This is a genomic window from Dactylosporangium sp. NBC_01737, assembly GCF_035963215.1.
Classification (GTDB): Bacteria; Actinomycetota; Actinomycetes; order Mycobacteriales; family Micromonosporaceae; genus Dactylosporangium.
Window position 1 is genome coordinate 6577606 of the sequence record NZ_CP109153.1, and the last position, 22919, is coordinate 6600524.

The window sequence follows — 22919 nt, forward strand, 5'->3', positions numbered from 1 at the left end:
TGCGTTCCATTATGGAACTCACTACGCTGGCGAGGCCGGTTCGGGCGAATCGGGGTGTGTTCTGGACCTGGTGGGCCGCGGGGACCACCAGCAGCGCCGGGTCCGCGGTCGGTGCGGTCGCGCTGCCGCTGACGGCGCTGACGGTGCTGGACGCCGGGCCGTTCGAGATGGGCCTGATCGCCGCCGCGGGGTATGTCGCCTGGCTGGTGATCGGGCTGCCGGCGGGGGTGCTGGTGCAGCGGCTGCCGTTGCGCGGCGCGCAGATCGGCGCGGACCTGGCCCGGGCCGCCGCGGTCGGGTCGGTGCCGGTCGCGTGGTGGTTCGGGTGGCTCGGCGTCACCCAGCTGATCGTGGTGGCGCTGGTGGTCAGCTTCGCCAACGTGGTCTTCGACGTGGCCAACGCGACGTTCCTGCCGGAGATCGTCGAGCGGGAGCAGCTGCAGGCCCGCAACAGCCTCACGTCGGCCACGCACGCCGCCACGCAGCTGGGCGGGCCGTCCGCCGGCGGGTTCTGCGTGCAGCTGCTCGGGCCGGTCGTCACGGTGCTGGTCGACGCCGCGAGCTATCTCGTCTCCGCCGCGCTGCTGCGGACCCTGCCGGCTCGGGGCAGCAGGGTCCGCAGCAAGGACGGCGACGGCCCGACGTGGGGGCTCATCCGGGAGGGCTGGTGGTTCGTGGTCCGGCACCCGGTGATGGGGCCCGGCATGTGGACAGCGACCGCCGTCAACTTCGTCTGCGGGGCGCAGCTGGCGGTGTTTCCGCTGTACCTGGTCCGCGAGCTGCACGCGCCGGCCGCACTGGTCGGGCTGCTGCTCGCCGTCGAGGGGGTCGGATCGCTCGTCGGTGCCGCGTTGACCACGCGGATCACCAGCCGGTTCGGCTCCGCGCAAGCGCTGATCTGGGCCGGCGTCGCCGCGGTCGCCGGCGCGGCGCTCATCCCGGTCGGCACCGGCTGGGTCGCGTTCGCGGCGTTCGCCGCCGGCAACGTCGTGTTCGCCGGCGGCGTGGTGGTGCTGAGCGTGACGACCAGGACGTATCGGCAGATCGCCAGCCCGCCGCAGCTGCTGCCGCGGGTGATGGCCACGGTCCGGTTCGTGTCGTGGGGCGCAATCCCCGTCGGCGGCCTCGTCGCGGGCGCGCTCGCCGGGCCGCTCGGCGGGCGGGTGACGCTGTGGCTGTTCGCCGCGGCCGTGCTCGCCGCGCCGCTGGTGCTGGTGCTGTCACCGGTCCGGCACCTGCACGATCTGACGGACTTCCGGCCGCAGCGCCGTACCATCGACGCCGATGACGACTGACGAACCGATCGTGGACAGTGCCACCGGCTGGGTGGCCAAGCACATCCGCACCTACGTCGAGAGCGGCGGCACCAAGGGCCACCTGTACCAGGGACTGCCGACCCTGCTGCTCACCGTCCGGGGACGCAGGTCCGGCGTGCTGCGGCGCACCGCGCTGATCTACGGGCGCGCCGGTGACGACCTGGTGGTGGTCGCGTCCAACGGCGGCTCGGACGGGCATCCCGCGTGGTATCTCAACCTCTGCGACACACCCGACGTCGACCTGCAGGTCGGCACGGAGCGCTTCGCGGCCCGCGCCAGGACCGCGACGCCGCAGGAGAAACCGGCGCTGTGGCAGGCGATGGTGACGATCTTCCCGCGGTACGAGCAATACCAGGCCACCGCCGGACGCGAGATCCCGGTCGTCGTGCTGGAGCGCATCATTCGCTGAACGTGACGGCCTCGTCCAGCTCGACCTTCGTCGGGGTGCGCCGGATCAGGCGGAGCCCGTTGACGTGGTATTCGATGCGGACGCCGCCGCGGACCGGGCCGTCGTAGGCGACGAAGTCGGCGCCGTCGCGCTGCGCCGGGCAGGGTGATCGAGGCGTCGTCGGACCGGCACGCACCGTGATACCAGAGCCCGCCGGTCTCGTCGGCGCAGATCAGCGCGACCGCGCTCGCCGTCTCGAACCGGCGCACCTGGGTCATGCCCGCGGCGTGCGCCCGGCTCCGGGCGATGTCCGGGCACCGCCTCCCGGCCGGAGTCGGCGCCGCCGAGGTCCGACAGGCCGTCCCCGGCGAGGATCTCCAGCCGCGGGGAGGCCCGCACGACGGTGACGTCGAAGGTGCCGGCGCCCAGGTCGTACACGACGGCCGGGGACGGCACGGGCGCGAAGTAGCGGGCCGCGGCGACCGGCTCGGGCACCGGCGAGGGTGCCCAGCCCGGCCGCGCGGGCCGCCGCGACCAGGTGCGAGCGGCGGTGCTCGCCCCAGGTGACCGGGCAGGTCAGGGTGACCTCGTCGAGGGGGCGGCCGGCGACCCGGACCGCCTCCTCGGCGACGCGGCGCAGGACGGCGGCGACGAGGTCGGCGAAACGGGTGCGCGGTGTCGCCCAGCAGGACCTCACCGTCGTCGACGCGGCGCTTCGGGTCGGGTTCGTAGCGGGTCGAGGCGGGCGGCGCGGGCCGCGTCCCGTCCGACGAGGAGGCGGCCTTCGGGGGAGGCGTACACCGCTGACGGCAGCGGCGGCGTGCCGTCGAACAGCAGCGTCCTGACGCGGCCGTCGGCGGTGGCGAGCACGGCGACGGTGTTGGAGCTGCCGTAGTCGGCGCCGAGCCGGACGGTCGGCGGCGCCGGTGTGAGCGACGTCATGGTAGGTCGATCATCGTCCGCGGGGACCGGCGCAGGCCATCGTCCGGCCGTCGTTTCGCAACGGTCCGTGTGCGCCGCGCGTACACCGGGTGGCCGAACCCGTTCGCGGGGGTTCACACCCGGACCGCTGTCGATGTTGGGCACGCGTAACGACGCGGCGATGATCGGCGTGACGCGGGCGTAACGCGCCGTTCCTAGACTCCCCGCAGCGTCACGGTCGACGCGACGGTGTCGGCCGGGCGAGGGGATGTGGTGGTGACAGCGCTGGACACGCAGGTGAGGACGGTGTGTTCGTACTGCGGCGTCGGCTGCGGGATCGTGCTGGACATCGGGCGCGGCCCCGACGGCAGGCCGAAGGTGCTCAAGTCGGTCGGTGACAAGGAGCACCCGGCCAACCGCGGACGGTTGTGCACCAAGGGCGCGACGAGCGCCGACATGCTGGCCGCGCCGGGCCGGCTCGGCACCGCGAAGGTCCGCCGGGAGCGGGGCGCCGCGCCGCAGGACGCCGACCTCGACGCCACGATCACGCAGACCGCGCGGCGGCTGCGGGCGATCATCGACGAGCACGGGCCGGATGCGGTCGCGCTGTACGTGTCGGGGCAGATGACCCTGGAGGCGCAGTACCTGGCGAACAAGCTGGCGAAGGGGTTCATCGGCACCAACCAGATCGAGTCGAACTCGCGGCTGTGCATGGCGAGCGCCGGCAGCGGCTACAAGCTGTCGCTCGGCTCCGACGGGCCGCCCGGCTCCTACGACGACCTCGACCACGCCGACGTGTTCCTGGTCATCGGCGCCAACATGGCCGACTGCCACCCGATCCTGTTCCTGCGGATGCTCGACCGGATCAAGGCCGGCGCGAAGCTCATCGTGGTCGACCCGCGCCGCAACGCGACCGCCGACAAGGCCGACCTGTTCCTGCAGATCAACCCGGGCACCGACCTCGCGCTGCTCAACGGGCTGCTGCACCTGCTCGTCGAGGCCGGCCACGTCGACGAGGCGTTCATCGCCGAGCACACCGAGGGCTGGGCGGCGATGCCCGCGTTCCTCGCCGACTACCAGCCGGCGCGGGTGTCGGAGATCACCGGCATCGCGGAGGAGGACATCAGGGCGGCCGCGGCGCTGATCGGCGCCGCCGGCAACTGGGTGAGCTGCTGGACGATGGGCCTCAACCAGTCCACCCACGGCACCTGGAACACCAACGCCCTGGTCAACCTGCACCTCGCCACCGGCGCGATCTGCCGCACCGGCAGCGGCCCGCTGTCGCTGACCGGCCAGCCCAACGCGATGGGCGGCCGCGAGATGGGCTACATGGGCCCCGGCCTGCCCGGCCAGCGCTCCGTGCTCGTCGAGCAGGACCGGGTGTTCGTCGAGGACCGGTGGGGGCTGCCCCGCGGCACGCTGCGCACCGAGGTCGGCACCGGCACCGTCGACATGTTCCGGAAGATGGCCGACGGCGAGATCAAGGCCTGCTGGATCATCTGCACCAACCCGGTCGCGTCGGTGGGCAACCGCCGCACCGTCATCGAGGGCCTCGAGGCCGCCGAGCTCGTCATCACCCAGGACGTGTACGGCGACACCGAGACCAACGCCTACGCCGACGTGATCCTCCCCGCGACGATCTGGGGCGAGACCGACGGCATCATGATCAATTCCGAGCGCTCGCTGACGCTGGTGCACCGCGCGGTGCCGCCGCCGGGGGACGCGCTGCCCGACTGGGAGCTGATCGCCCGCATCGCGACGGAGCTGGGGTACGGCGCCGCCTTCGACTACTCCTGCGCCGAGGAGATCTTCGCCGAGCTGCAGGCGTTCTGGAACCCCGCCACCGGCTACGACCTGCGCGGGGTGAGCTACGACCGGCTGCGCGAGGGCCCGGTGCAGTGGCCGGCCGCGCCCGGCGGCCCGGCCCGCAACCCCGTGCGGTACCTCAACGACGGCGTCAGCCAGCGGCTCCTGGAAGGCCCCGGCGGGTCCCGGCCGCGGCTGGCGTTCGCGACGCCCAGCGGCCGGGCGGTCTTCCACCCGCGCCCGCACCTGCCGGCGGCGGAGCTGCCCGACGACGACTACCCGTTCCTGCTCAACACCGGCCGGCTGCAGCACCAGTGGCACACGCTGACCAAGACCGGCCGGGTCGGCAAGCTCAACAAGCTCAACCCCGGGCCGTTCGTGGAGGTCAACCCCGCCGACGCGGCCCGGCTCGGCATCGGAGACGGCGACCGGGTCGAGGTCGCGTCCCGCCGCGGCAGGGCGGTGCTGCCCGCCGTCGTGACCGACCGGGTCATGCCCGGCGGGTGCTTCGCGCCGTTCCACTGGAACGACCTGTTCGGCGAATACCTCAGCGTCAACGCGGTCACCAACGACGCCGTCGACCCGATCTCCTTCCAGCCCGAGCTCAAGGTCTGCGCGGTGTCCCTCACCCGCGTGGCGCAAGCACCGGAAATGCCGGAAAAATCGGAAAAGTCGGATGGAGGCGACCTGCGTACCCTCCTGGGGCTGCCGGTCGCGCCGCCGCAGCTCACGGACGACGAGAAGCGCTACCTCGCCGGGTTCCTCGACGCGCTCACCGCCGCCCCGCCGGACCACACCACCGTCCCGGTCCTGCCCGGGTCCGCGCCGATCGCCCCGGAGCGGGTCCTGTGGGTCAACGGCCTGCTCGCCGGCCGGTACTCCAGGGTGCCCGCCGCCGCACCGGCCGTCGTCGTCGCCGCGCAGGACGCCGCCGGACCGGCCATCAACGTGCTGTGGGCGTCGCAGACCGGCAACGCCGAGGACTTCGCCGGCGTCGTCGGCCGGCGGCTCACCGAGGCCGGCTGGCAGGCGAGCGTGCGCAGCATGGCCGACGTCGGCGTCGACGCCCTCACCGGCCTCAACGAGGGGTCCGCGGACCTGCTGATCATCACCAGCACGTTCGGCGACGGCGACGCACCCGACAACGGCGCCGCGTTCTGGCAGTCGCTCGACGGACCGGACACGCCGCGCCTGGACGACAAGCGCTACGCCGTGCTCGCCTTCGGCGACTCCAACTACGACGACTTCTGCGGCCACGGCCGGCGCCTCGACGCCCGCCTCAGCGAACTCGGCGCGACCAGGCTCACCGCCCGCGTCGACTGCGAGCCGGACTACCAGCCCGCCGCCACCGACTGGCTGGACCAGGTCATCGCCGCGCTGCGGGCCGCGCCCAGCCGGCGAGCCTCGCTGCCGGTGCCGACCCGCAACCAGCCGGTGACGGCCCGGCTCACCGGCAACCGGCTGCTGAGCGGGGCCGGGTCGGCGAAGGAGGTCCGGCAGTTCACGTTCGACGCCGGCGACGGCGCCCTGCCCTACGAGGCCGGCGACTCCCTCGGCGTCTGGCCCGTCAACTGCCCCGACCTCGTCGCCGAGTGGCTGAAGGTGACCGGCCTGCGCGCCGACGACCCCGTCGAGATCGCCCAGCACGGCACGCTGCCGCTGACCGAGGCCCTGCACCGCCGGCTGGAGATCGCGAAGATCAGCCCGGACCTGCTGCGGTTCGTCGCCGACCGCAACGGCGACCCGCAGCTCAAGACCCTGCTGCGCCCCGACAACCAGGGCGAGCTGGCGAAGTGGACGTGGGGGCGGCAGGCCATCGACGTCGTCGCCGAGTGGCCCGTCGACGCCACCGCCCAGGAATGGGCCGGGGTGCTCAAGCGGCTCCAGCCGCGGCAGTACTCGATCTCCTCGACGCCGCTGCTCGACCCGTCCCGGGTCAGCCTCACCGTGTCCGTGCTGCGCTTCCCCAACATCCGCGGCCAGATCCGCAAGGGCGTCGCGTCCACGTTCCTGGCCGACCTGCCGCCCGAGGGCGAGGTCCCCGTCTTCGTCCAGCGCGCGCCGCACTTCCGCCCGCCGGCGGACCCCGCCACCGCCATGATCATGGTCGGGCCCGGCACCGGCGTCGCGCCGTTCCTGGGTTTCCTGCACGAGCGCCAGGCCCGCGGCGCCCGCGGCGCGAACTGGCTCTTCTTCGGCGAGCAGCGCCGCGACACCGACTTCTACTACGAGGACGAACTGCTCGCTCTGCACGACACCGGCACCCTCAACCGCCTCGACCTCGCGTTCTCCCGCGATCAGCGCAACAAGGTGTACGTCCAGGACCGCATGCGTGAGCACGGCGCGCAGCTGTGGTCGTGGCTGCAGGACGGCGCCCACTTCTACGTCTGCGGCGACGCGAGCCGCATGGCCAAGGACGTCGACCGGACGCTGCGCGAGATCGCGGTCGCCCACGGCCACCTGACCCCCGACGCTGCCGAGGCCTACGTCAAGCAGCTCAGCGCCGACAAACGCTACGTCCGCGACGTCTACTGACCGCTCTGCCGCATCCGCTGGGCGCGCCGCGTCTGCGGGTGATCCGGGCCGAGCACGCGAGTGCTGTCGGCGATGAGCGCGTCGAGCTCGGCGGGCCGCCAGTGGGCGAGGTTCTCCCGCACGTGCATCGTGTCCGGATGGTCAGGCCCGAGGACACGGACGTAGTCGGCGAGGACCGCGTCGAGGCCTTCCACGGCGGCGGCCGGGTCGCCGGCGAGGCCCCGCCAGTGCGCGAGGTTCCGGCGGGTATCGAGGGTGTCGGGGTGGTCGGGCCCGAGGATCCGCACCGCGTCGGCGAGCAGCTCGGCGCTGCCGTCCGCGGCCGCCTGCGGGTCACCGGCCAGGCCGCGCCAGTGCGCGAGGTTGTGCCGGTTGCTCAGGACCGCCGGGTCGTCCGGGTCCAGGACCCGCAGCTGCACCGCGAGGACCTGCGCGGTCTCCTCCGCAGCCCGCGCGGGGTCGCCGGCATGCCCCCGCCAGTAGGCCAGGTTCGCGCGGGTGCCGAGGGTGTCGGTGTGCTCCTCGCCGAGCACCCGGATCCGGTCGGCCAGCAGCCGCTCCTGGGCCTCGGCGGCGCCCGCGAAGTCGCCCTGCTCGCCGAGCCAGTAGCCGACCTCGTACCGCGCCGCCAGCGTGTCGGGGTGCAGGCGACCCAGCATGATCGTGGCCGCGGCGGCCAGGTCGGTGAAGAGGCCGTGAGCGCGCTTGGGAAGGCCGATCTCGCCGCCCGTCGTGCCGAGCTTCGTCATCAACGGATGCAGCATCAGCGCGTCGTGGCCCCCGCCGTTGTACTCCAGCCAGGCGACGCCGTTGGCAAGGAACCGGGTGGTGACCCGCGGCGACTTCCCGGCTTCCCGCCATGCCGCCAGCAGCGCGTCAGCGGCGGACCGCAGCACCTCCGGCAGGGCGGCTGCTGCGACGGCCTCCAGCGCTGAGCGCTGGGCGAGGGCGTGCATCCGGACCGACGCCAGCGGGTCGTCCGGGTCGTGCGAGACCAGGCTGAGGCGGTGCAGGTTGCGCAGGGCCTTGCGGGCGTCGCCCGGGGTGCCGCCGACGTAGGCACAGGCCGCCGGCCCCATCAGGACCGCCTCGGGGATGCCGTCCGGGTCGAGGACGGCGGTCAGCAGCAACATCGGGCGGGCCAGGCCGGCCGGGGCGAGCGAGTCGGCCCGCTCGGCGGCGAGGGACCAGGTCGCGGCGAGCTCGCGGTCGTAGTCGTCGCCGCTGGCGTTCGGGAACAGGTCCGCGAGCCGCCGGGTCCGATCGGCCAGGAGCGTGCGGTATTCCGCGCAGCTGACGGCGTCGTCGACGATGAACGCCGCGGCCTGCGCCAAGGCGAGGGGCAGGTGGCCGAGGTCGGCGGCGAGCAGGGCCGCGTCGGGGTCGTCGCGGTCGAGTTTCGCCGTCAGGTACGCCGCCGACTCCGCCGCGCTGAACACGCCGACGTCGAGCACCTGGCCGCGCGAACGCAGCGCGGCGTCCCGGCGGCGGGTCGTCACCACGATCCGGCCGCCGGGGCCGGCGGGCCACAGGCCGCGCAGGTCGGCCGGGTCGGCGACGTCGTCGAGGACCACGATCCAGGTCCGGTCGGTGGCGGCCAGGGTGGTGAGGAACGCGGCCGCGTCGCGTTCGACGTCGCCGGTGCCGCCGCCCAGCGCCGCGCGGGCCTCCGCGTAGGCGGTGAGCACCGCGGTGCGGGAGGAGGCCGTGGCCCAGACCGCGAGGTCGACGCCGCCGACGCGGGCCTGCTCGAAGATGGCGGCGGCGAGCTGGGTCTTGCCCGTCCCGCCGTCTCCCACCAGTACCGTGGCCGCCGTTGTCGCTGCAAGCGACCGTGACTGGAAGGCGTCGGCGCGCAGCGGTGGGCGGCCGACCAGCAGCGGCCACGAGACGGCGGGCGGGGCAGCGGCCGCATAGCGGTTGATCTGCGTGTTGTGTGAGCCGATCTGCGCGCCCTTGACGTCCACAGGGCCATCGTCGCATTCACCGCTAAGGTGGTGCGTCGGCGAGACGGGGAGGAACGACCGGTGCGTGGCGGGTTCTGGGCGGTCGTGGCGGTGTGCGGGCTGCTGGCGGGGTGCGGTGGCGCGCCGGTGAAGGTGCCGGCGTCGGCGGTGCCCTCGCCGGTCTCGGTGGCCGAGGACCTCGCCGTCGTGGCCGGCGGCGGGATCGCGGTGCCCGCGGCGAAGCAACTGCCGGCGAAGGCCGCCATCGGTGGACCGGACTACGCGGTGCGGCTGGCCGAGGTCGGCACCGCCGATCATCTCGAGCCGGCCGTCGTCACGCAGTTCGGCAGGATGCAGTCGGCGACCGGGGTGCCCCGGGACGCGTCGGGACCCGTCGCGGCCGGGACCGGCAAGGAGTTCCTGTTCGTGCGGCTGGCCGCGGTGCCGGGCGTGAAGAGCGAACCGTCGCCGAAGGTCAAGGCGCGGCTGCGGGTCGGCGAGCGGGCCCGCCCCGTCGAGGGCATCGTTTCGCCCGGCTCGGTCCTCGTCGCGCTCGTGCCGGTCGGCGCCCCGGTGACCCTGGTCGTCGCCGACGAGGGCAAGGACCAGAGCGTCGACCTGCGCACCGGCGCCGTAGGCCCGGACGCCGTCGCGGCGTACCTCAAGCCCCGCCCGTACGGCGAGGTGACCTACAAGCTCATCGGCCAGATCACCGGCGAGCCGGCCCGCACCAACGTCGAGATCACCGTGTCGGCGGCGCTCGAACCGTACGACCACCGGCTCAACGGCACGTGGGCGCCGGCCGGGCACACCTGGCTGCGGGTCTGGGTCGAGCTGAAGGTCAGCGCCTTCGGCACGCTCGCCGGCACGATCGACATGCGGCAGAGCCTGCAACTGTCCGCCGGCGGGAAGACGGTCACCGTCGAGGCGTCGACCCCGAAGGTCGAGCGGCCATCGGTGCCCATGAGCGACTACACCGTCACCGACGAGGTGCGCATGGACGTCGTGGAGGGATCGGTGCAGACGCTCACGTTCCGCTTCGAGCCGAAGGGCGCCCTGACCCGCGACGGCAAGCCTGCCACCCTGAAACTCGAGACCAGCCCGCAGCAGCGCCTCACGCTGAAGTAGCCCGCTGATCGGTGCGCTCATCGGACGGGCCCGACGGTTGGGCGGCCACCGGGGAGCCCGTCATCCATTCCGTGAGCTGGGCGGCCGTCACCGGGCGGGCGAAGTGGTAGCCCTGCGCCGTGCGGTATCCCAGTGACCGCAGCTGCGCCGCCTGCTCCGGGGTCTCCACGCCCTCGGCGACCGCGTGCAGCCGCAGGGACTGGGCGAGCTGGATGACGGCGGCGGCGACCGGGGCGCGGCCCGAGGCCGGTGCCTGCGTGAAGGAGCGGTCCAGCTTGACCTCGTCGACGGGGCAGTCGTGCAGCAGGCGCAGGGTGGAGCTGCCGGTGCCGAAGTCGTCGAGGGAGATCCGCAGGCCCAGCGCGCGGAGCCGGTCGAGGGTGGCGACGGCCGGGCCGAGGTCCAGGGCGAGGGACTCGGTGATCTCCAGGACGATCCGGGACGCCGGGACGCCGTGGGTGGCGAGGGTCGCGGCGACGAAGTCGGCGTAGCCGGCCTCGCGCAGCTCGCGCGGGGACACGTTGACGTTGAGCACGGCGGGCGCCGCGTCGCCGTACCGGGCGCACCACTGCGCGAACTGCCGGCACGCCTCGCCGAACACGAACCGGCCCAGCGGCACGATGAGGCCGGTGCGTTCGGCGAGCGGGATGAACGTGTCGGGCGGCAGGATGCCGTGCTCCGGGTGGTCCCAGCGCACGAGGGCCTCGGCGCCGACGAGGCGGCCGTCGTCGAGGGAGACGATCGGCTGGTACACCAGGAAGCACCGGCCGCCGGCGATGGCCTCGCGCAGCTGCGAGTGGTCGCCGCCGGGCTCGGACATGGTGCTGTCGTAGTGCAGGAACGCGGTGCCGGTGAGCTTCTTCGCCGCGTACATGGCGATGTCGGCGTGGCGCAGCAGCAGGCTCGCGTCGTCGCCGGTGCGCCCGTCGGCGATGCCGATGCTGGCCGAGATCGGCAGCTCGTGGCCGTTGACGACGGCGGGTGTGCGCAGCGCGGCGGCCATGCGGTCCGCGGCGAGGCTGGCGGCGGCCGGGTCGGCGCCGGGCAGGACCACGACGAACTCGTCGCCGCCGAGGCGGGCGACCGTGTCGTGCGCGCCGGCGCAGCCGGCGAGGCGCCGCGCCACCTCGACCAGCAGCAGGTCGCCGACCTCGTGGCCGAGGGTGTCGTTGACCTCCTTGAAGTCGTTGAGGTCGATGAGCGCGACGCTGACCGGCCGCCGCCCGGGTGCGCCCGGCGCCGGCTGCAGCGCCTGCTGGAGCCGCTGGCCGAACAGGGACCGGTTGGGCAGGTGGGTGAGCGCGTCGTGGGTGGCGCCGTGATCCAGGCGGGCCACGAGCCGGCCGTTGTCGACGAACGCGGCGACCTGCCGCACCATGACCAGCGCAGTGAGGGTGACGGCGCCGAGGACCATCATCTTCTGGTCGGTGTGCCCGCCGATGAAGGTCTCCAGGATCAGCAGGACGTAGACGGCGGCGACCGCCGCGTAGGGCACCAGGCTGAACGGGCGCCGGCGGCGCACGGCGACGGCCCGGCCGGTCGCGAGGCGCTGCCGCTCCGCCGCCCATGACGCCAGGCAGCACACCACGGGGATGCTGACCTGGGTGACCACGAGGTGCGGGTGGCCCGGCGACAGCAGCGGCTGCAGCAGCGAGGTGGTGGCGCCGACGAAGATCGCGAACGCGAGCCACTGCAGGGCCGACTTGTCGATGAACTCGTAGCCCGACAGCATCACCTTCGCCACGGCGAGCACGACGACCAGGGCGAGCACGCCGAGGATCAGGGAGCCGAGGACCTGGCTGCGGTCGTCGGTGCCGAGCGCGACCCGGGTCTGGAAGTGCCAGATGAACACGGCGGCGCCCGCGACGACGGTGCCGCCGTCGAGGGTGACCCGCAGCCGCTCCCCGGCGCTGCGGGAGGACAGCGGCAGCCGGTACAGCGCGTAGACGATGAGCAGGATCGCGCCGCTGTCGAAGATCAGCAGGCCGGGCCCGTTGTAGACGCCGCCGAGGCCCGGGTGGGTCAGCACGTCGACCGCCTGGGTGGTGTGCGCGACCCCGACGAGCAGCGCCGACAGGCTCAGGTGCCCCCAGAACCGGCGGGTCGGCGCGGGCAGCGCCGCCGCCCGCGACGTGCGGCGGAACGCGGCGGTCAGCAGCAGCGCGCCGGCGGGCGTCGGCAGCCACAGCAGCACCGGCGGCCCCACCGGCGTCACCAGGTTGACCGCGAACCACGCCGCGCAGACCGCCAGGACCAGGCAGGAGGCGCGCATCAGCCCGGACATCGCCCGCAGCCGTCGCAGTGCGCCCATGCGGTCTCCTCATCCGGTGCCGTCGCCAGTGCGCCGCCAACATCGACCACCCGAATGCTGCCATGAGCCCTTTGGCCCGGACGAGCCGTCCCACCCGCACATTACGGTTGACGTAATATCACGGTGACTGTAATTTCCTGAACATGCCACCGATGCAGGAGCCGACGTTTCTGGTCCTGACCGCGCTCACCGGCGAGCCGCTGCACGGCTACGGGATCCTCCAGCAGGTCACCGCCCTGTCCGGCGGCACCGTGGTGCTCGGCGCCGGCACCCTCTACGGCGCCCTGGACCGCCTGACCGAGCAGGGCCTCATCGCCGTCGAGCGCGAGGAGGCCGTCGACGGGCGGCTGCGCCGCTACTACCGGCTCACCGACGAGGGCGCCGGCCGGCTCGCCGCCGAGGTGGAGCGGCTGCGCCGCAACGCCAACGCGGCCGCCGCCGGCCTTCGGCGCCGCACCGCGCTCCCAGGCACCCTGGGCACCCCGGCCGCCCCGGGTGTCGCGGGCGTCGCGGGCCTGCAGGCGGGTCTCGCGTGACGCCGCTGGAGCGGCGCTACCGCCGCCTGCTGCTGGCCTACCCGGCGGCGTACCGGCGCCGGCACGGCGACGAGCTCGTCACGACCCTGCTGGACGCCGCCGCCCCCGGCCGGGTGCGGCCCGGCCGCCGCGACACCGCCGACCTGGTGCGCGGCGGGCTGCGGCAGCGGTTCCGGCTGCCGGTCGGGAAGGCCCCGGTCGCCGTCGCGGTCTTCGCCGCGATGCTGTTCGGCGCGCTCGGCGCGGGCGCCGGCTCGTTCCTCGGCTGGTGCACCGTCGCGCCGCTGCGCGTCGAGCACACCGCCGCGCAGGTCGCCTCGCTCGCCCTCGGCGAGCCGTATCTCGGCGGGTTCAGCCGCGACGACCGGTGGCAGCACCGGGCCGACAAGATCCAGGCCACCGACCCGCGCTACGTCCCCGGCTGGACCCGTGACGCGGCCGGGGACCGGTTCACCGCGGCCGGCTGGAGCATCGAATCCGTCGGCGACGCCTCGTTCGTCGCCGGCCGCGGCGATCTGCGGGTCCGGGTGTCGGGGCCGCTGCCCGACCCCACGCCGTCCGATGGCATCCGGCCGGTCTCGACGCTGGCCCCCGTCGACGTCGTCATCTGGCCGGAGCCGCCGGCGGCCGTGCCCGTCGGGGTGGCGGCCGGCTGGCTCGCCGGCGCCGTGGGTGGCTGGCTGCTCGCCGCCTGGACCGCCTACGCGCTGCTCGGGACGCGGTCGTGGCCGCGCCGGGGTGCGGTCGTCGTGCTTCTGCTGGCGTCCCTGCTCGTGCTGCTCCGCCCGGCGCTGGTGACCTGCCTGCTCATGGTCGCCAATGCCGTGCTGGGCCCGGACCACTGGGGTCCGCAGCCGCCGGTGCACACGGGCTTCATCGACACCGACGCCGTCTACGTGCCGCTGCTCGGCCTGGCGGCGATCGCTGTCGCGTGCCTCGTGGCGGGCGGGCGCCGTCAACGGCCGGAGGCCGCCGCCGCTCCCAGCGAGCCCTGAGCGGGGGCGGGGACCTCGACCCGCACGACCGCGGCCGGCCAGGTCGCGCGCAGGGCCGCGGCGAGGTCGGCGAGCAGCCCGGGCACGTCGGCCGCGGCGCCCTCGTGCAGGGCCTCGGTGACGATGAACGCGCGGGTGGTCGCGGCGCTGATCGCGGAGTGGCCGCTCTGCCGGTTGGTCCAGCGCCGCGCGTGCGCCCGGCCGGCGTCGTCGGCGAACACGACCTCACCCGGCTCGGGATGCTCCACGTCGCCGGCGAAGGTGTCGTACCGTTCGGTGCCCGCCGCGCGCCGCACCTCCAGGTCGCCGCTGATCCGGTCGGCGTCCAGCGCGGCGACGGGGACGGCGTAGGCGGCCGACACGGCGTTGCACAGGTCGACGAGGGGATGCAGGGAGGGCAGGTCACCCTCCCGGCGCAACCGGCGCAGCAGCGACTCCGAGGCGCAGCGGTACTGGGTGGGCTTGAGCCCCATCGCGGCGAACGCCCGGCGCCAGGCCTGGATCGGCGGCAGCTGGCTCTCGGCGGCGCCGGCGAGGCGCTCGCGGGCCGTGGCGAGCCACGGCGCCACGTCCACGACGGGGTCCGGGCTCACCCCGTCGACGCGGATGGTGCCGGCGACGAGCGTGGGGAAGTCCGCGCGGAGCTGCGGATGATGACGGAACTGCACGCGCTCCAGCCTCACCCGGCCCGGGCACCGGCGGGAAGGACCACTTCGCGGGTTTCCGGCCGTACCAAGGCAATGCCCGCACACGCGCGCGCATCTGAAGGTGCATGCGGTTCCTTGCCCTGCTCGTGCTCGCCGGTGCCCTGCACGGCGCGGGCACCGGCGCACCGTTCCGGATGCTGCAGCTGAACCTGTGCAACAGCGGCCACGCCGGCGTCGCCTGCTACCGCGACGGCTGGGCGCTCGCCGCCGCCGTGCAGCTCATCGAGACGGTCCGGCCCGACGTGGTCACCGTCAACGAGGTCTGCGACAGCGACGTCGCGCCGCTGCGGCAGGCCCTCGGCAACACCGGCGGCGGCGTCTTCCAGGCCGTCTGGGACCGGGCCGCGGCCGACTGGATGCGCTGCTCCGGGGATCGCGGCCGGTACGGCGTCGCCGTGGTGGCCCGGGAACGGCTGCGCGCCGGCGGCCGGGGCGGGCTGTTCCCGCCGCTGCTGCAGGCGCACGCCGCAAACGAGCTGCGGGCGTGGGTCTGCGGCGCGTTCGTCTCGTTCGTCGCGTGCACAGCCCACCCGCAGAGCCCGCGGTCCGGCACCGGACGCGCCGACGCCGCCGTGGCGCTGGCGCAGTGCCGGTACGTGGCCGGCGGCATCCTGCCCGGGTATCCGGGCCCGGCCGTGTTCGGCGCCGACCTCAACCTGGTCTGGAACGGCCGGGCCGGCGCCCAGCGGTGCGTCCCCGCCGGCTGGCACCGCAAGGGCGACGGGGCGTTCCAGCACGTGCTGTACTCGCCGGCGTTCGAGCACGCCGGCACGGTCACCTACCCGGTGCGCGGCACCGACCACGACGCGCTGCTCGTGCACGCCGTCAGAGTCGCCGCAGCACGCTCCACTGCGGCTCGGCGACGAACCCGAGGGCCTCTTTCGGGCCGGTCGCGCCCTTCCCGCCGACGATCAGCGGGCGCTGCTGCTCGATGCCCCAGCGGATGAGGCGGGCCAGGTGGTCGAACCACAGGCCGCTGCGCCGGTCGGTGCCCAGCGGCACGGCGCCCCACGGGCCGAGGATCGGCGCGACCGGATGGTCGAAGGTGACCGTCGCGGCGATCAGCCTGCCCTCGGGGCCGGTGTAGCTCAGCGCCAGCACGTCCGGCAGGGCGAGCACGGTGGAGAACAGGTCCCGCGGCCAGAACCGCATCGGCGGCCACCGGGCCGTGGCGTTGCGCCGCCCGGACTCGATGCACAACCGGTGGAACACGTCCACGTCCAGGCCGGCGTCCACGGCCGGGCCGAACTGGACGGTCACCGCCGGGTCGGCGTCGATCCTGCGGACCAGGCGCTGCTGGTCGACCCGCCGCGACTTGCGCAGCGTGCGCAGGTAGGCGTCGTAGTCGCTGAACGTGTTGCGCAGCAGCAGCGCGGGCACGCCGGCCCGCACGAGCGTGACGCCGCGCAGCAGGTACGGCAGCTCACGGCGGTAGATCTGGCGGTACATGACCGCTTGGACGCGCCGGCCGTACACCTGCCGCAGCGACTGCTCCAGTGCCCTGACGGCGGCGCCGAACAGCTCCGGCGCGGGGCCGCCGCCGGGGTGCAGGGTGCCGGGCAGCCCGCCGGTCAGGGCGATGCCGGGGAACGCGCCGATGACCATGCTGTCCACGTCGGCGACGCCCACGCCGAGGCTTCTGATCCTGCGCAGGCGCACCGATCCGAGCCCGACGACCTTGCCGCCGTCGCGGAACGCGCCCACCAGGACCGGGCCGCGCCGGGTCGCGGCCAGGGTCTGCATGACCGTCCAGTCCAGCACGCGGTGCAGCTGCGCGTCGCGGACCGCAGACGCCCACCACGACGGGGCGGCGGAGCCGGCGGCGTCGCACAGCTCGAACGTCAGCTCGTCGATGTCCCGATCTTCCGCCATGAAATGCCGCCGGTCAACAATCCGACCGCAAGGCTTCCCTTCGCAACGGTGACCGTCAATACTTCTGCTGGTTGTCGTGCGACGGGATGATCTTCGGTCGACGGGATGGATGTCAATGTACTTTCTCGGGTTGAGCCAGCACCATGATTCGGCGGCCGCACTCCTGCGCGACGGGCAGATCGTCGCGTTCTGCGAGGAGGAGCGGTTCAGCAGGATCAAGCACGACGGCGGGTTCCCCGCCCTGGCGGTGCAGTGGTGCCTGCGCAGTGCCGGCATCACCCTCGCCGACGTCGATCACGTCGCGTACTTCTTCCAGGGCCGGCGCCTGATGTGGCACGCCATGAAGCATTTCGTGCGGTATTTCCCGGCGACCCTGGCCGTGCTGCGCAACGACGCCGGCGACTACGGCAAGGCCCGCGGCTTCCGCACCACCGCCAGCGGCCGCAGGGCCGAGACCAACGCCGACGACCACCACCTCGGCGGCACCCTGTTCGTCCTGTGGCGCCGAGCGTTCTACCTGGAGCAGTTGCTGCGCGCCGCCACCGGGTACGACGGGCCGGCCACGTTCAAGATCCACATGGTGGACCACCACCACGCGCACGCCGCCAGTGCCCTGCACGTCTCGCCGTGGGACAGCGCCGCGATCATCGCCTGGGACGGCATCGGCAGCGACGGCACCAGCACCCTGCTCGCCGCCGGCGAGGGCGACCGCATCCACGACCTGCGGCGGGTCAAGTTCCCGCACTCCCTCGGCGCCCTGTACGCCGACGTCACCGGCTGGCTCGGCTTCCACCCGACCCGCGACGAGGGCAAGGTCATGGGCCTGGCCGCGTACGGGAGACCGACGTTCGTGGAGCAGTTCCGCGACCTCGTGCACCTCGACAGCGACGGCCGGTACGCGCTGAACCTCAGCTGGTTCCGCCACCACGCCACCGGCAAGCACCAGGTCTCCGACAAGTTCCGGGCCGTGTTCGGCCCGCCCAGGCCCAAGACCCGCGACGCCGTGCCGCAGCACTACGCCGACGTCGCCTACGCCCTGCAGAACACCCTGGAGGAGGCCGGGCTGCACGTCGCGAACTGGGTCCACGCCAAGACCGGCAACCCGCGCCTGGTCACCGCCGGCGGCGTCGCCCTCAACAGCGTCATGAACGGCAAGATCCTGCTGCGGACCGGCTTCGAGGAGTTCTTCGCCCAGCCGGCCGCCGCCGACGACGGCTCCGCGCTCGGCGCCGCCACCGTCATCTCCACCGGCCTCGGCCTGCCCCGCCCCGACGGCGGCTACATCTTCCTCGGCCCGTCCTACACCGAGTCCGACATGGAGAAGGCCCTCACCGACGCCGGCCTGCACTACGAACGCCGCGACCCGATCACGACGACCGCCGCCGCCGCGATCGCCGCCGGGAAGATCATCGGCTGGTTCCAGGGCCGCGGCGAGGCCGGCCCCCGCGCGCTGGGCAACCGCTCGATCCTCGCCGACCCGCGCGGCGCCGACACCAAGGACCGGCTCAACGCGAAGGTCAAGCACCGCGAGCCGTTCCGCCCGTTCGCGCCGTCCTGCCTGGTCGAGCACGCCGGGGAGTACTTCGCCAGCGGCCACCCGAGCCCCGTCATGCTGCTCGTCTTCGACGTGCTGGAGCATCAGCGGGCGGTCGTGCCGGCGATCACCCACGAGGACGGCACCGCCCGCGTGCAGACCGTCTCGCGCGCCGACAACCCCCTGTACTACGAGCTGATCAGCGAGTTCCACGCCCTGACCGGCGTGCCCATGGTCGTGAACACCTCGTTCAACGACAACGAGGAACCCATCGTGTGCACCCCGCAGGACGCCGTGCGCTGCTACCTCAAGACCGACATGGACGCTCTGGCGCTCGGCCCGTTCTGGACCCAGAAGTGATCCGTCGCTGGTGGTGGCTGGCCGCCGGGGTCGCCGGCGCCGCGATGACGGTGCTCATCATGGGGGTCCTGCCGCCGGACCGCACCATCGACGACCCCCTGGAGTTCCTGCTGCGGCTGAGCCCCGTGCTGCTCGCGATCCTCGCGATCGGCGGCTTCCCGCAGCGGGCCGCCCCCGGCATGGTCCTGCTCGCCGCCGTCGTCGTCGGGTACATGGGCGTCCTGGACACCCTGTACGTGCTGCGGGTCGTCGCGCTCGCCGACGGCGGCGACTTCGCGCCGTTCTACCAGATGGCGATCTTCGTCAACGCGTTCACCATCCTGGCGATCCTGTTCGGCTACCGCCTCGGCGGCGCGTCCACCGGCCGGGTGCTGCGCCTCGGGTTCGCCGCCGCGCTGGTGCTGGTCTCCGGCCTCAACGACCTGTCGTTCTACTACCTCAACGACTGGCCCGACGGCAGGCCGGCCCGGCTGGACTGGGCGTCGCACATCACCGTCTTCGTCGGCGGCACCGCCACCCCGACCGTCGCGGTCGTCTTCTGCGCCGTGCACCTGCTGCTGGCTACCGCGGTGCTGCTGCTGCCCGCGTCCATACCTCTGCGTCGGCGACAAACCCCGCAGCCGTCCCCGCTACCTGCCGACCATCGACCGTGAGCGTGCCGGCCGCGCACTTCGCGTAGACCGTGGAGAGGTTGAGGTCCCGGTCCTGGAATCTGTCCACGGTGATGAGGCGGTGCCCTGACGGGCCGCTCAGCTCGACGGCGATCCCGCCGCCGGTGGCGGTGCAGCCGGCCGCGAGGTCCAGGCCGAACGCGACCGGCGCGTCGGTGACCTCCGGCTCCGGCCACGGCAGCCCCTCGACCTCCGGGAAGTGCCGGGTGAACGTGTCCGCCAGCCACCGCCCCAGCACCGGCGTCGCGGTGACGACGCTCGTGCGGCCCTCGTGCCACAGCACGATCGCGCGGCCCGCCCCGTGCGCGGACCAGTCGACCCGCCACGCGGACACGAACGCGACCGTCGCGCCGTCACGCGTCACCGTCAGCCCCGGATTGGCCCCGACCAGCAGCACCGACATCGGTCGATCCTAACCGCGGGCGGCCCGGATCGACCGTGCCAGCGCCGGCAGGTCCGCGGCGGTGCCGTGGTGCCAGTCCCACAGGGTGCGGCACCGCACCGTCGTCGTCACGTGGTGCCCGACGGTGAACACCGCCTCGGCCCGCAGGTGCCCGTCGCGGCGCATCCGCACCGCGAGGGAGGCGCCGACGTCACCGAGCCGGGCCACCAGCCCCGGCCGGAGGTCCTCGAGGTCGCCGGCGAACGCGGCGAGGCCGGCCCACGGCACGAACAGCGTCCCCGACGACGGCCGCTCCCGCTCGTCCGGTGCGGGCAGCAGGGTGTCTGCTGGGATGTCCAGCGTGCAGTGCGCGTGCACGGGGTCGCCGCCGGGCTGGTCCTGCCAGCTGCGTCCGCTGCCGGCCGCGATCCGCAGCCCGATGCCGTGCGCCGGGTCGAAGAACACGACGCGGGTGCTCACGGCAGGTGCTTGACGAACTTGACCGAGTCGCGGCCCGGGCCGTCATAGTTGCGGTGGACCGGCAGCCCGTCGACCTCCGCGTCACCCGGCTCCAGGGTGAATCCGAGCCGGGTGTGGAACGCCACCGATCGGCGGTTGCCGACCCCGGTGATCGAGTGGACCTTCCGGACCCCGCGGGCCGCCACGTCGGTGAAGAACCGCCGGTACAGCGCCCCGCCGACCCCGGTGCGGCGCAACGCCGGCGCGACCCCGACGAAGTGGATGTAGCCGGTCCCGGGCTCGGACTGCGACACGAACCCGACCAGGAACGCGCCGAGGTCCTTGCCGGGCAGGTCCAGCACGTAGCTGGTGTCGGTGAAGTGCTGGAAGTACAGCCGGGGCAGCAGCGTCGCCCGGTACAGGCTCCCGGCCTCGCCGCCCAGCCCGCCCCACCACTCGTCCATGACCGCCATGACGCGGCCGTGGTCGTCCTCGACGGGGTGCCGCAACGCTCCGATCATGGTTCCATTGTCGCCCCCGCGTCCGTTACGGTCTGGCGCATGGGGGACCTGTTGTACGTCGTGCCGAAGGTCGTGTTCGGGCTGCCGGTGATCGTCACGCTCGTCATCGGCGTGGTGCTGCTGCGGTTGCGCCGGGACCGGCTCGCGCCCCGGGCCCGGAACCTCGGCGTCGCCGGGCTCGCGGTCCTGCTCGCCGGCGGCGTCGCCGACGTGGTCTACGTCGCACTGCTGCCAAATCTGCTCCGTAACGGCACCTGGGAGCGGGTGCAGGTCCTGCTCGCCGGGTCCAGCGTGCTGTTCATCGTGCTGCACTGCCTCGGCCTGGCGCTGCTCATCGCGGCGCTGCTGGCGACGGCGCCGCCGAAGGACCCGTGGGGCGGGCCGCCCGCCCACGCCGGCTGACGGGATGGGCGTCGCGGTCGCCATCGACGTCGGCGGGACCCTCACCCGGGTCGCCGCCGGCGACGGCACCGTCGTGCGCTTCCCCACCGACCCCGACTACCACCGGCAGCTCACCCTGCTGCGCGACGCCGTCCCGGGCACCCCGTCGGCCGTCGGGGTGTCCTTCGGAGGGCGGGTCACCGCCGACGGTGACGTCCGGGTCGCGCTGCACCTGCGCGGGTACGAGGGCCGCCCCCTGCGCCGCGACCTGGAGTCCACATTGGACGCACCGGTGCGCGTCGCCCACGACGCGACCTGCGGCCTGCTCGGCGAGCACGCGTTGGGCAGCCTGCGCGGCGCCGACCGGTGCGGCTACGTCACCCTGTCCACGGGCGTCGGCGCCGCACTGCGCCTCGGCACCGGCGGGCACTTCGTGGCGCTGACCACGGAGGCCGGTCACCAGCTCGTCGCCGGCAACGACCGGCGGTGCGGCTGCGGGCAGACCGGCTGCCTGGAGACCCTGCTCGGCGGCGCCGCGCTGCGCCGGCACCTCGGCCGCGCCCTGGAGACCGTCGACGACCCGGGGTTCTGGCGGCAGTACGCGCGGCACCTCGCCGACGGCCTCGCCAACTTCGCGCTCGCCGCCGGGCTGGACACCGTCGCCGTCGGCGGGTCGATCGCGTCGCGTCGCGCGGAGCTGTGGCCGCCCCTGCGGGAGGCGCTGGCGGAACGCCTGACGTATCAGGCGCTGCGCGTCCACCCGGCGGCGCTGGAGGACGCGCCACTGGCCGGTGCGCGGGTGCTGCTCGACCTGCCCCCGGCCGGCGTCCTGCACTGACTTTCACCGGCCTTTACCGGCCTTTTAGCAGGCCGCCGTCACCGGGCCGGCCGGGTGCATCGGTACGGAGACGGCCGGGTGCGTGTTTGCTGGACACACCCGGCCGCCCTTGCTCAGCGGGCCTCGATCTCGACCCAGTCGAGGTCGCCGGCGTAGTAGTCGCAGCCGACGTCGCGCTGGTCGCAGTCGGTCTTGCCGCCGATGGACAGCGGCCAGCCGTTGGAGATCGGGCCGGTCCAGCCGCTGCGACGGGCCACGGTGCGCCCGTCGACCGCGAGGCTCACCCCGGAGCCGGTCCGCTCGCAACGCACGACGTGCCACCAGCCGTCGTTGATCCGCCGGGAGGCCTGCACGATGATGGTGCCGTTGGAGCCGCGGAAGAGGCACTGCACGATGCCGTCGGGGATCTGGAACTTGAAGTTCCCGCCCGAGGCGGTCGCCTGCCCCTTCTGGATGATGTTGCCGAACTGGTAGGTGGTGCGGAGCCTGACGGTGACGGCGTAGTCGCGGTTGCCGGGGTCCAGGGCGGAGCTGTCCGCGACGGTCACCAGGTGCCGCGGGTGGGCCGGCGGCCTGTCCGGCTGCAGGCGGGTGAACCGGTATCCCGTCGCCCCGCGCACGCCGACGTCGGTGACGACCTCGTTGCCGATCACGCCGTGCAGCCCGTTGCCGCTGCTGTCGATCATCGTGCGGGCGCCCGCGCCCTCGTTCATCGACCACGTTGCCACCGGGTAGCGGCCGGTGCTGGCGCCGGCGGCGGTCGCCGACCCGGCCGCCGCGACGGCTGCCGCCGTGGCGACCACCAGGACCCGCCGCCCCAGGACGGCCGCGGTGGCGGCCGCTGCCCGCGCCCGCCGACCCGGGGCTGCCGTCGCCCGGGCGCGCCGGCTCGGGACCGCTGTTGCAGCCATTGCCTGGGCCCGCCAGCTCGGGGCGGCCACTGCCTGCGGGCCCAGGGCGGCCGCGCCCTGCAGGCTTGATGCGGCCACGGTGCGCCGGCCCGGGACGGCCACGGCGCGCAGGCTTGATGCGGCCACGGCGCGCAGGCTTGATGCGGCCACGGCGTGCAGGCTTGGGGCGGCCACGGCGTGCAGGCTTGGGGCGGCCACGGCCGTTGCCCGCGTCCGCTGGCCCAGGGCCGCCGTTGCGGCCGTTGCCCGGGCGCGCCGGACCAGGGCGACCGCTGCCGTTGCCTGGGTCCGCAAGCTCAGGGCGGCGCCCGCTGCCGCTGCCGGGAGCCGCCGGACCGGGACCGCTGCTGTTGCAGTCGCCGGGACCCGCCGACCTGGCGTCAAAGAGACCATGCATACCC

The 22919-nt window shown here is 74.0% G+C and carries 20 protein-coding genes; 11 read left to right on the forward strand and 9 right to left on the reverse strand.

Going from position 1 to position 22919, the window contains the following annotated elements:
- Positions 1-11 precede the first annotated feature (11 nt).
- Positions 12-1295, forward strand: coding sequence for an MFS transporter (locus OHA72_RS29750; protein WP_327011089.1), 1284 nt, complete (start codon positions 12-14; stop codon positions 1293-1295).
- Positions 1285-1725 carry a nitroreductase family deazaflavin-dependent oxidoreductase gene (locus OHA72_RS29755; protein WP_327011090.1) on the forward strand — a complete coding sequence of 147 codons (441 nt, stop codon included), beginning with the start codon at positions 1285-1287 and terminating at the stop codon, positions 1723-1725. Before OHA72_RS29750 ends, OHA72_RS29755 begins: the two co-directional genes overlap by 11 nt.
- On the opposite strand, the gene OHA72_RS29760 is transcribed toward OHA72_RS29755, so the two are convergent.
- Together OHA72_RS29760 and OHA72_RS29765 are read right to left on the reverse strand one after the other, a co-directional pair.
- Entirely contained in the window at positions 1715-1900 is a 186-nt protein-coding gene (locus OHA72_RS29760) for a hypothetical protein (RefSeq protein ID WP_327011091.1), read from the reverse strand. The two genes, OHA72_RS29755 and OHA72_RS29760, sit on opposite strands and share 11 nt — an antisense overlap.
- A 497-nt stretch (positions 1901-2397) precedes the next feature.
- Positions 2398-2646 (reverse strand): hypothetical protein, encoded by a 249-nt coding sequence (locus tag OHA72_RS29765; RefSeq protein WP_327011092.1) that lies wholly within the window; start codon positions 2644-2646, stop codon positions 2398-2400.
- A 255-nt stretch (positions 2647-2901) separates the two neighbouring features.
- Between OHA72_RS29765 and OHA72_RS29770 the strand changes: the two genes are divergently transcribed.
- Positions 2902-6966 carry a bifunctional nitrate reductase/sulfite reductase flavoprotein subunit alpha gene (locus OHA72_RS29770; protein WP_327011093.1) on the forward strand — a complete coding sequence of 1355 codons (4065 nt, stop codon included), beginning with the start codon at positions 2902-2904 and terminating at the stop codon, positions 6964-6966.
- Here OHA72_RS29770 and OHA72_RS29775 read toward each other — a convergent pair.
- A complete protein-coding gene (locus OHA72_RS29775; RefSeq protein WP_327011094.1) occupies positions 6960-8933 on the reverse strand; it encodes a tetratricopeptide repeat protein in 1974 nt (657 codons plus the stop codon). The genes OHA72_RS29770 and OHA72_RS29775 overlap by 7 nt on opposite strands.
- 60 nt (positions 8934-8993) lie before the next feature.
- Here OHA72_RS29775 and OHA72_RS29780 point away from each other — a divergent pair, with 60 nt between their 5' ends.
- Positions 8994-10040 carry a hypothetical protein gene (locus OHA72_RS29780; RefSeq protein WP_327011095.1) on the forward strand — a complete coding sequence of 349 codons (1047 nt, stop codon included), beginning with the start codon at positions 8994-8996 and terminating at the stop codon, positions 10038-10040.
- On the opposite strand, the gene OHA72_RS29785 is transcribed toward OHA72_RS29780, so the two are convergent.
- The gene (locus tag OHA72_RS29785; protein WP_327011096.1) at positions 10027-12351 is read right to left on the reverse strand and encodes a putative bifunctional diguanylate cyclase/phosphodiesterase; all 2325 of its coding nucleotides are present in this window, start codon (positions 12349-12351) and stop codon (positions 10027-10029) included. The two genes, OHA72_RS29780 and OHA72_RS29785, sit on opposite strands and share 14 nt — an antisense overlap.
- A 152-nt stretch (positions 12352-12503) precedes the next feature.
- On the opposite strand from OHA72_RS29785, the gene OHA72_RS29790 reads away from it, so the two are divergent.
- Positions 12504-12887 carry a PadR family transcriptional regulator gene (locus OHA72_RS29790; protein ID WP_327011097.1) on the forward strand — a complete coding sequence of 128 codons (384 nt, stop codon included), beginning with the start codon at positions 12504-12506 and terminating at the stop codon, positions 12885-12887.
- The gene (locus tag OHA72_RS29795) at positions 12884-13882 is read left to right on the forward strand and encodes a hypothetical protein (RefSeq protein ID WP_327011098.1); all 999 of its coding nucleotides are present in this window, start codon (positions 12884-12886) and stop codon (positions 13880-13882) included. The genes OHA72_RS29790 and OHA72_RS29795 overlap by 4 nt, the downstream gene beginning before the upstream one ends.
- On the opposite strand, the gene OHA72_RS29800 is transcribed toward OHA72_RS29795, so the two are convergent.
- The gene (locus tag OHA72_RS29800; RefSeq protein WP_327011099.1) at positions 13843-14550 is read right to left on the reverse strand and encodes a B3/B4 domain-containing protein; all 708 of its coding nucleotides are present in this window, start codon (positions 14548-14550) and stop codon (positions 13843-13845) included. The two genes, OHA72_RS29795 and OHA72_RS29800, sit on opposite strands and share 40 nt — an antisense overlap.
- Before the next feature lie 104 nt (positions 14551-14654).
- Between OHA72_RS29800 and OHA72_RS29805 the strand changes: the two genes are divergently transcribed.
- The 3 genes from OHA72_RS29805 (at position 14655) to OHA72_RS29815 (ending at position 19008) form a co-directional block, all read left to right on the forward strand.
- Positions 14655-15536, forward strand: coding sequence for an endonuclease/exonuclease/phosphatase family protein (locus OHA72_RS29805; protein WP_327011100.1), 882 nt, complete (start codon positions 14655-14657; stop codon positions 15534-15536).
- 1055 nt (positions 15537-16591) lie between these two features.
- Complete coding sequence (locus OHA72_RS29810; RefSeq protein ID WP_327011101.1) at positions 16592-18355, forward strand: carbamoyltransferase family protein; 1764 nt, start codon at positions 16592-16594, stop codon at positions 18353-18355.
- A complete protein-coding gene (locus OHA72_RS29815; RefSeq protein ID WP_327011102.1) occupies positions 18352-19008 on the forward strand; it encodes a hypothetical protein in 657 nt (218 codons plus the stop codon). Before OHA72_RS29810 ends, OHA72_RS29815 begins: the two co-directional genes overlap by 4 nt.
- On the opposite strand, the gene OHA72_RS29820 is transcribed toward OHA72_RS29815, so the two are convergent.
- The 3 genes from OHA72_RS29820 to OHA72_RS29830 are packed head-to-tail and all read right to left on the reverse strand — an operon-like array spanning position 18917 to position 20388.
- The gene (locus OHA72_RS29820) at positions 18917-19429 is read right to left on the reverse strand and encodes a hypothetical protein (RefSeq protein WP_327011103.1); all 513 of its coding nucleotides are present in this window, start codon (positions 19427-19429) and stop codon (positions 18917-18919) included. The genes OHA72_RS29815 and OHA72_RS29820 overlap by 92 nt on opposite strands.
- Positions 19430-19438: 9 nt before the next feature.
- The gene (locus OHA72_RS29825) at positions 19439-19888 is read right to left on the reverse strand and encodes a hypothetical protein (protein WP_327011104.1); all 450 of its coding nucleotides are present in this window, start codon (positions 19886-19888) and stop codon (positions 19439-19441) included.
- Entirely contained in the window at positions 19885-20388 is a 504-nt protein-coding gene (locus tag OHA72_RS29830; protein ID WP_327011105.1) for a GNAT family N-acetyltransferase, read from the reverse strand. The genes OHA72_RS29825 and OHA72_RS29830 overlap by 4 nt, the downstream gene beginning before the upstream one ends.
- Before the next feature lie 39 nt (positions 20389-20427).
- Here OHA72_RS29830 and OHA72_RS29835 point away from each other — a divergent pair, with 39 nt between their 5' ends.
- Together OHA72_RS29835 and OHA72_RS29840 are read left to right on the forward strand one after the other, a co-directional pair.
- Entirely contained in the window at positions 20428-20790 is a 363-nt protein-coding gene (locus tag OHA72_RS29835; RefSeq protein ID WP_327011106.1) for a hypothetical protein, read from the forward strand.
- 4 nt (positions 20791-20794) lie between these two features.
- The gene (locus tag OHA72_RS29840; RefSeq protein ID WP_327011107.1) at positions 20795-21607 is read left to right on the forward strand and encodes an ROK family protein; all 813 of its coding nucleotides are present in this window, start codon (positions 20795-20797) and stop codon (positions 21605-21607) included.
- 113 nt (positions 21608-21720) lie between these two features.
- Here OHA72_RS29840 and OHA72_RS29845 read toward each other — a convergent pair whose 3' ends face one another.
- Positions 21721-22692 carry a laminin G domain-containing protein gene (locus tag OHA72_RS29845; RefSeq protein ID WP_327011108.1) on the reverse strand — a complete coding sequence of 324 codons (972 nt, stop codon included), beginning with the start codon at positions 22690-22692 and terminating at the stop codon, positions 21721-21723.
- Positions 22693-22919 lie beyond the last annotated feature (227 nt).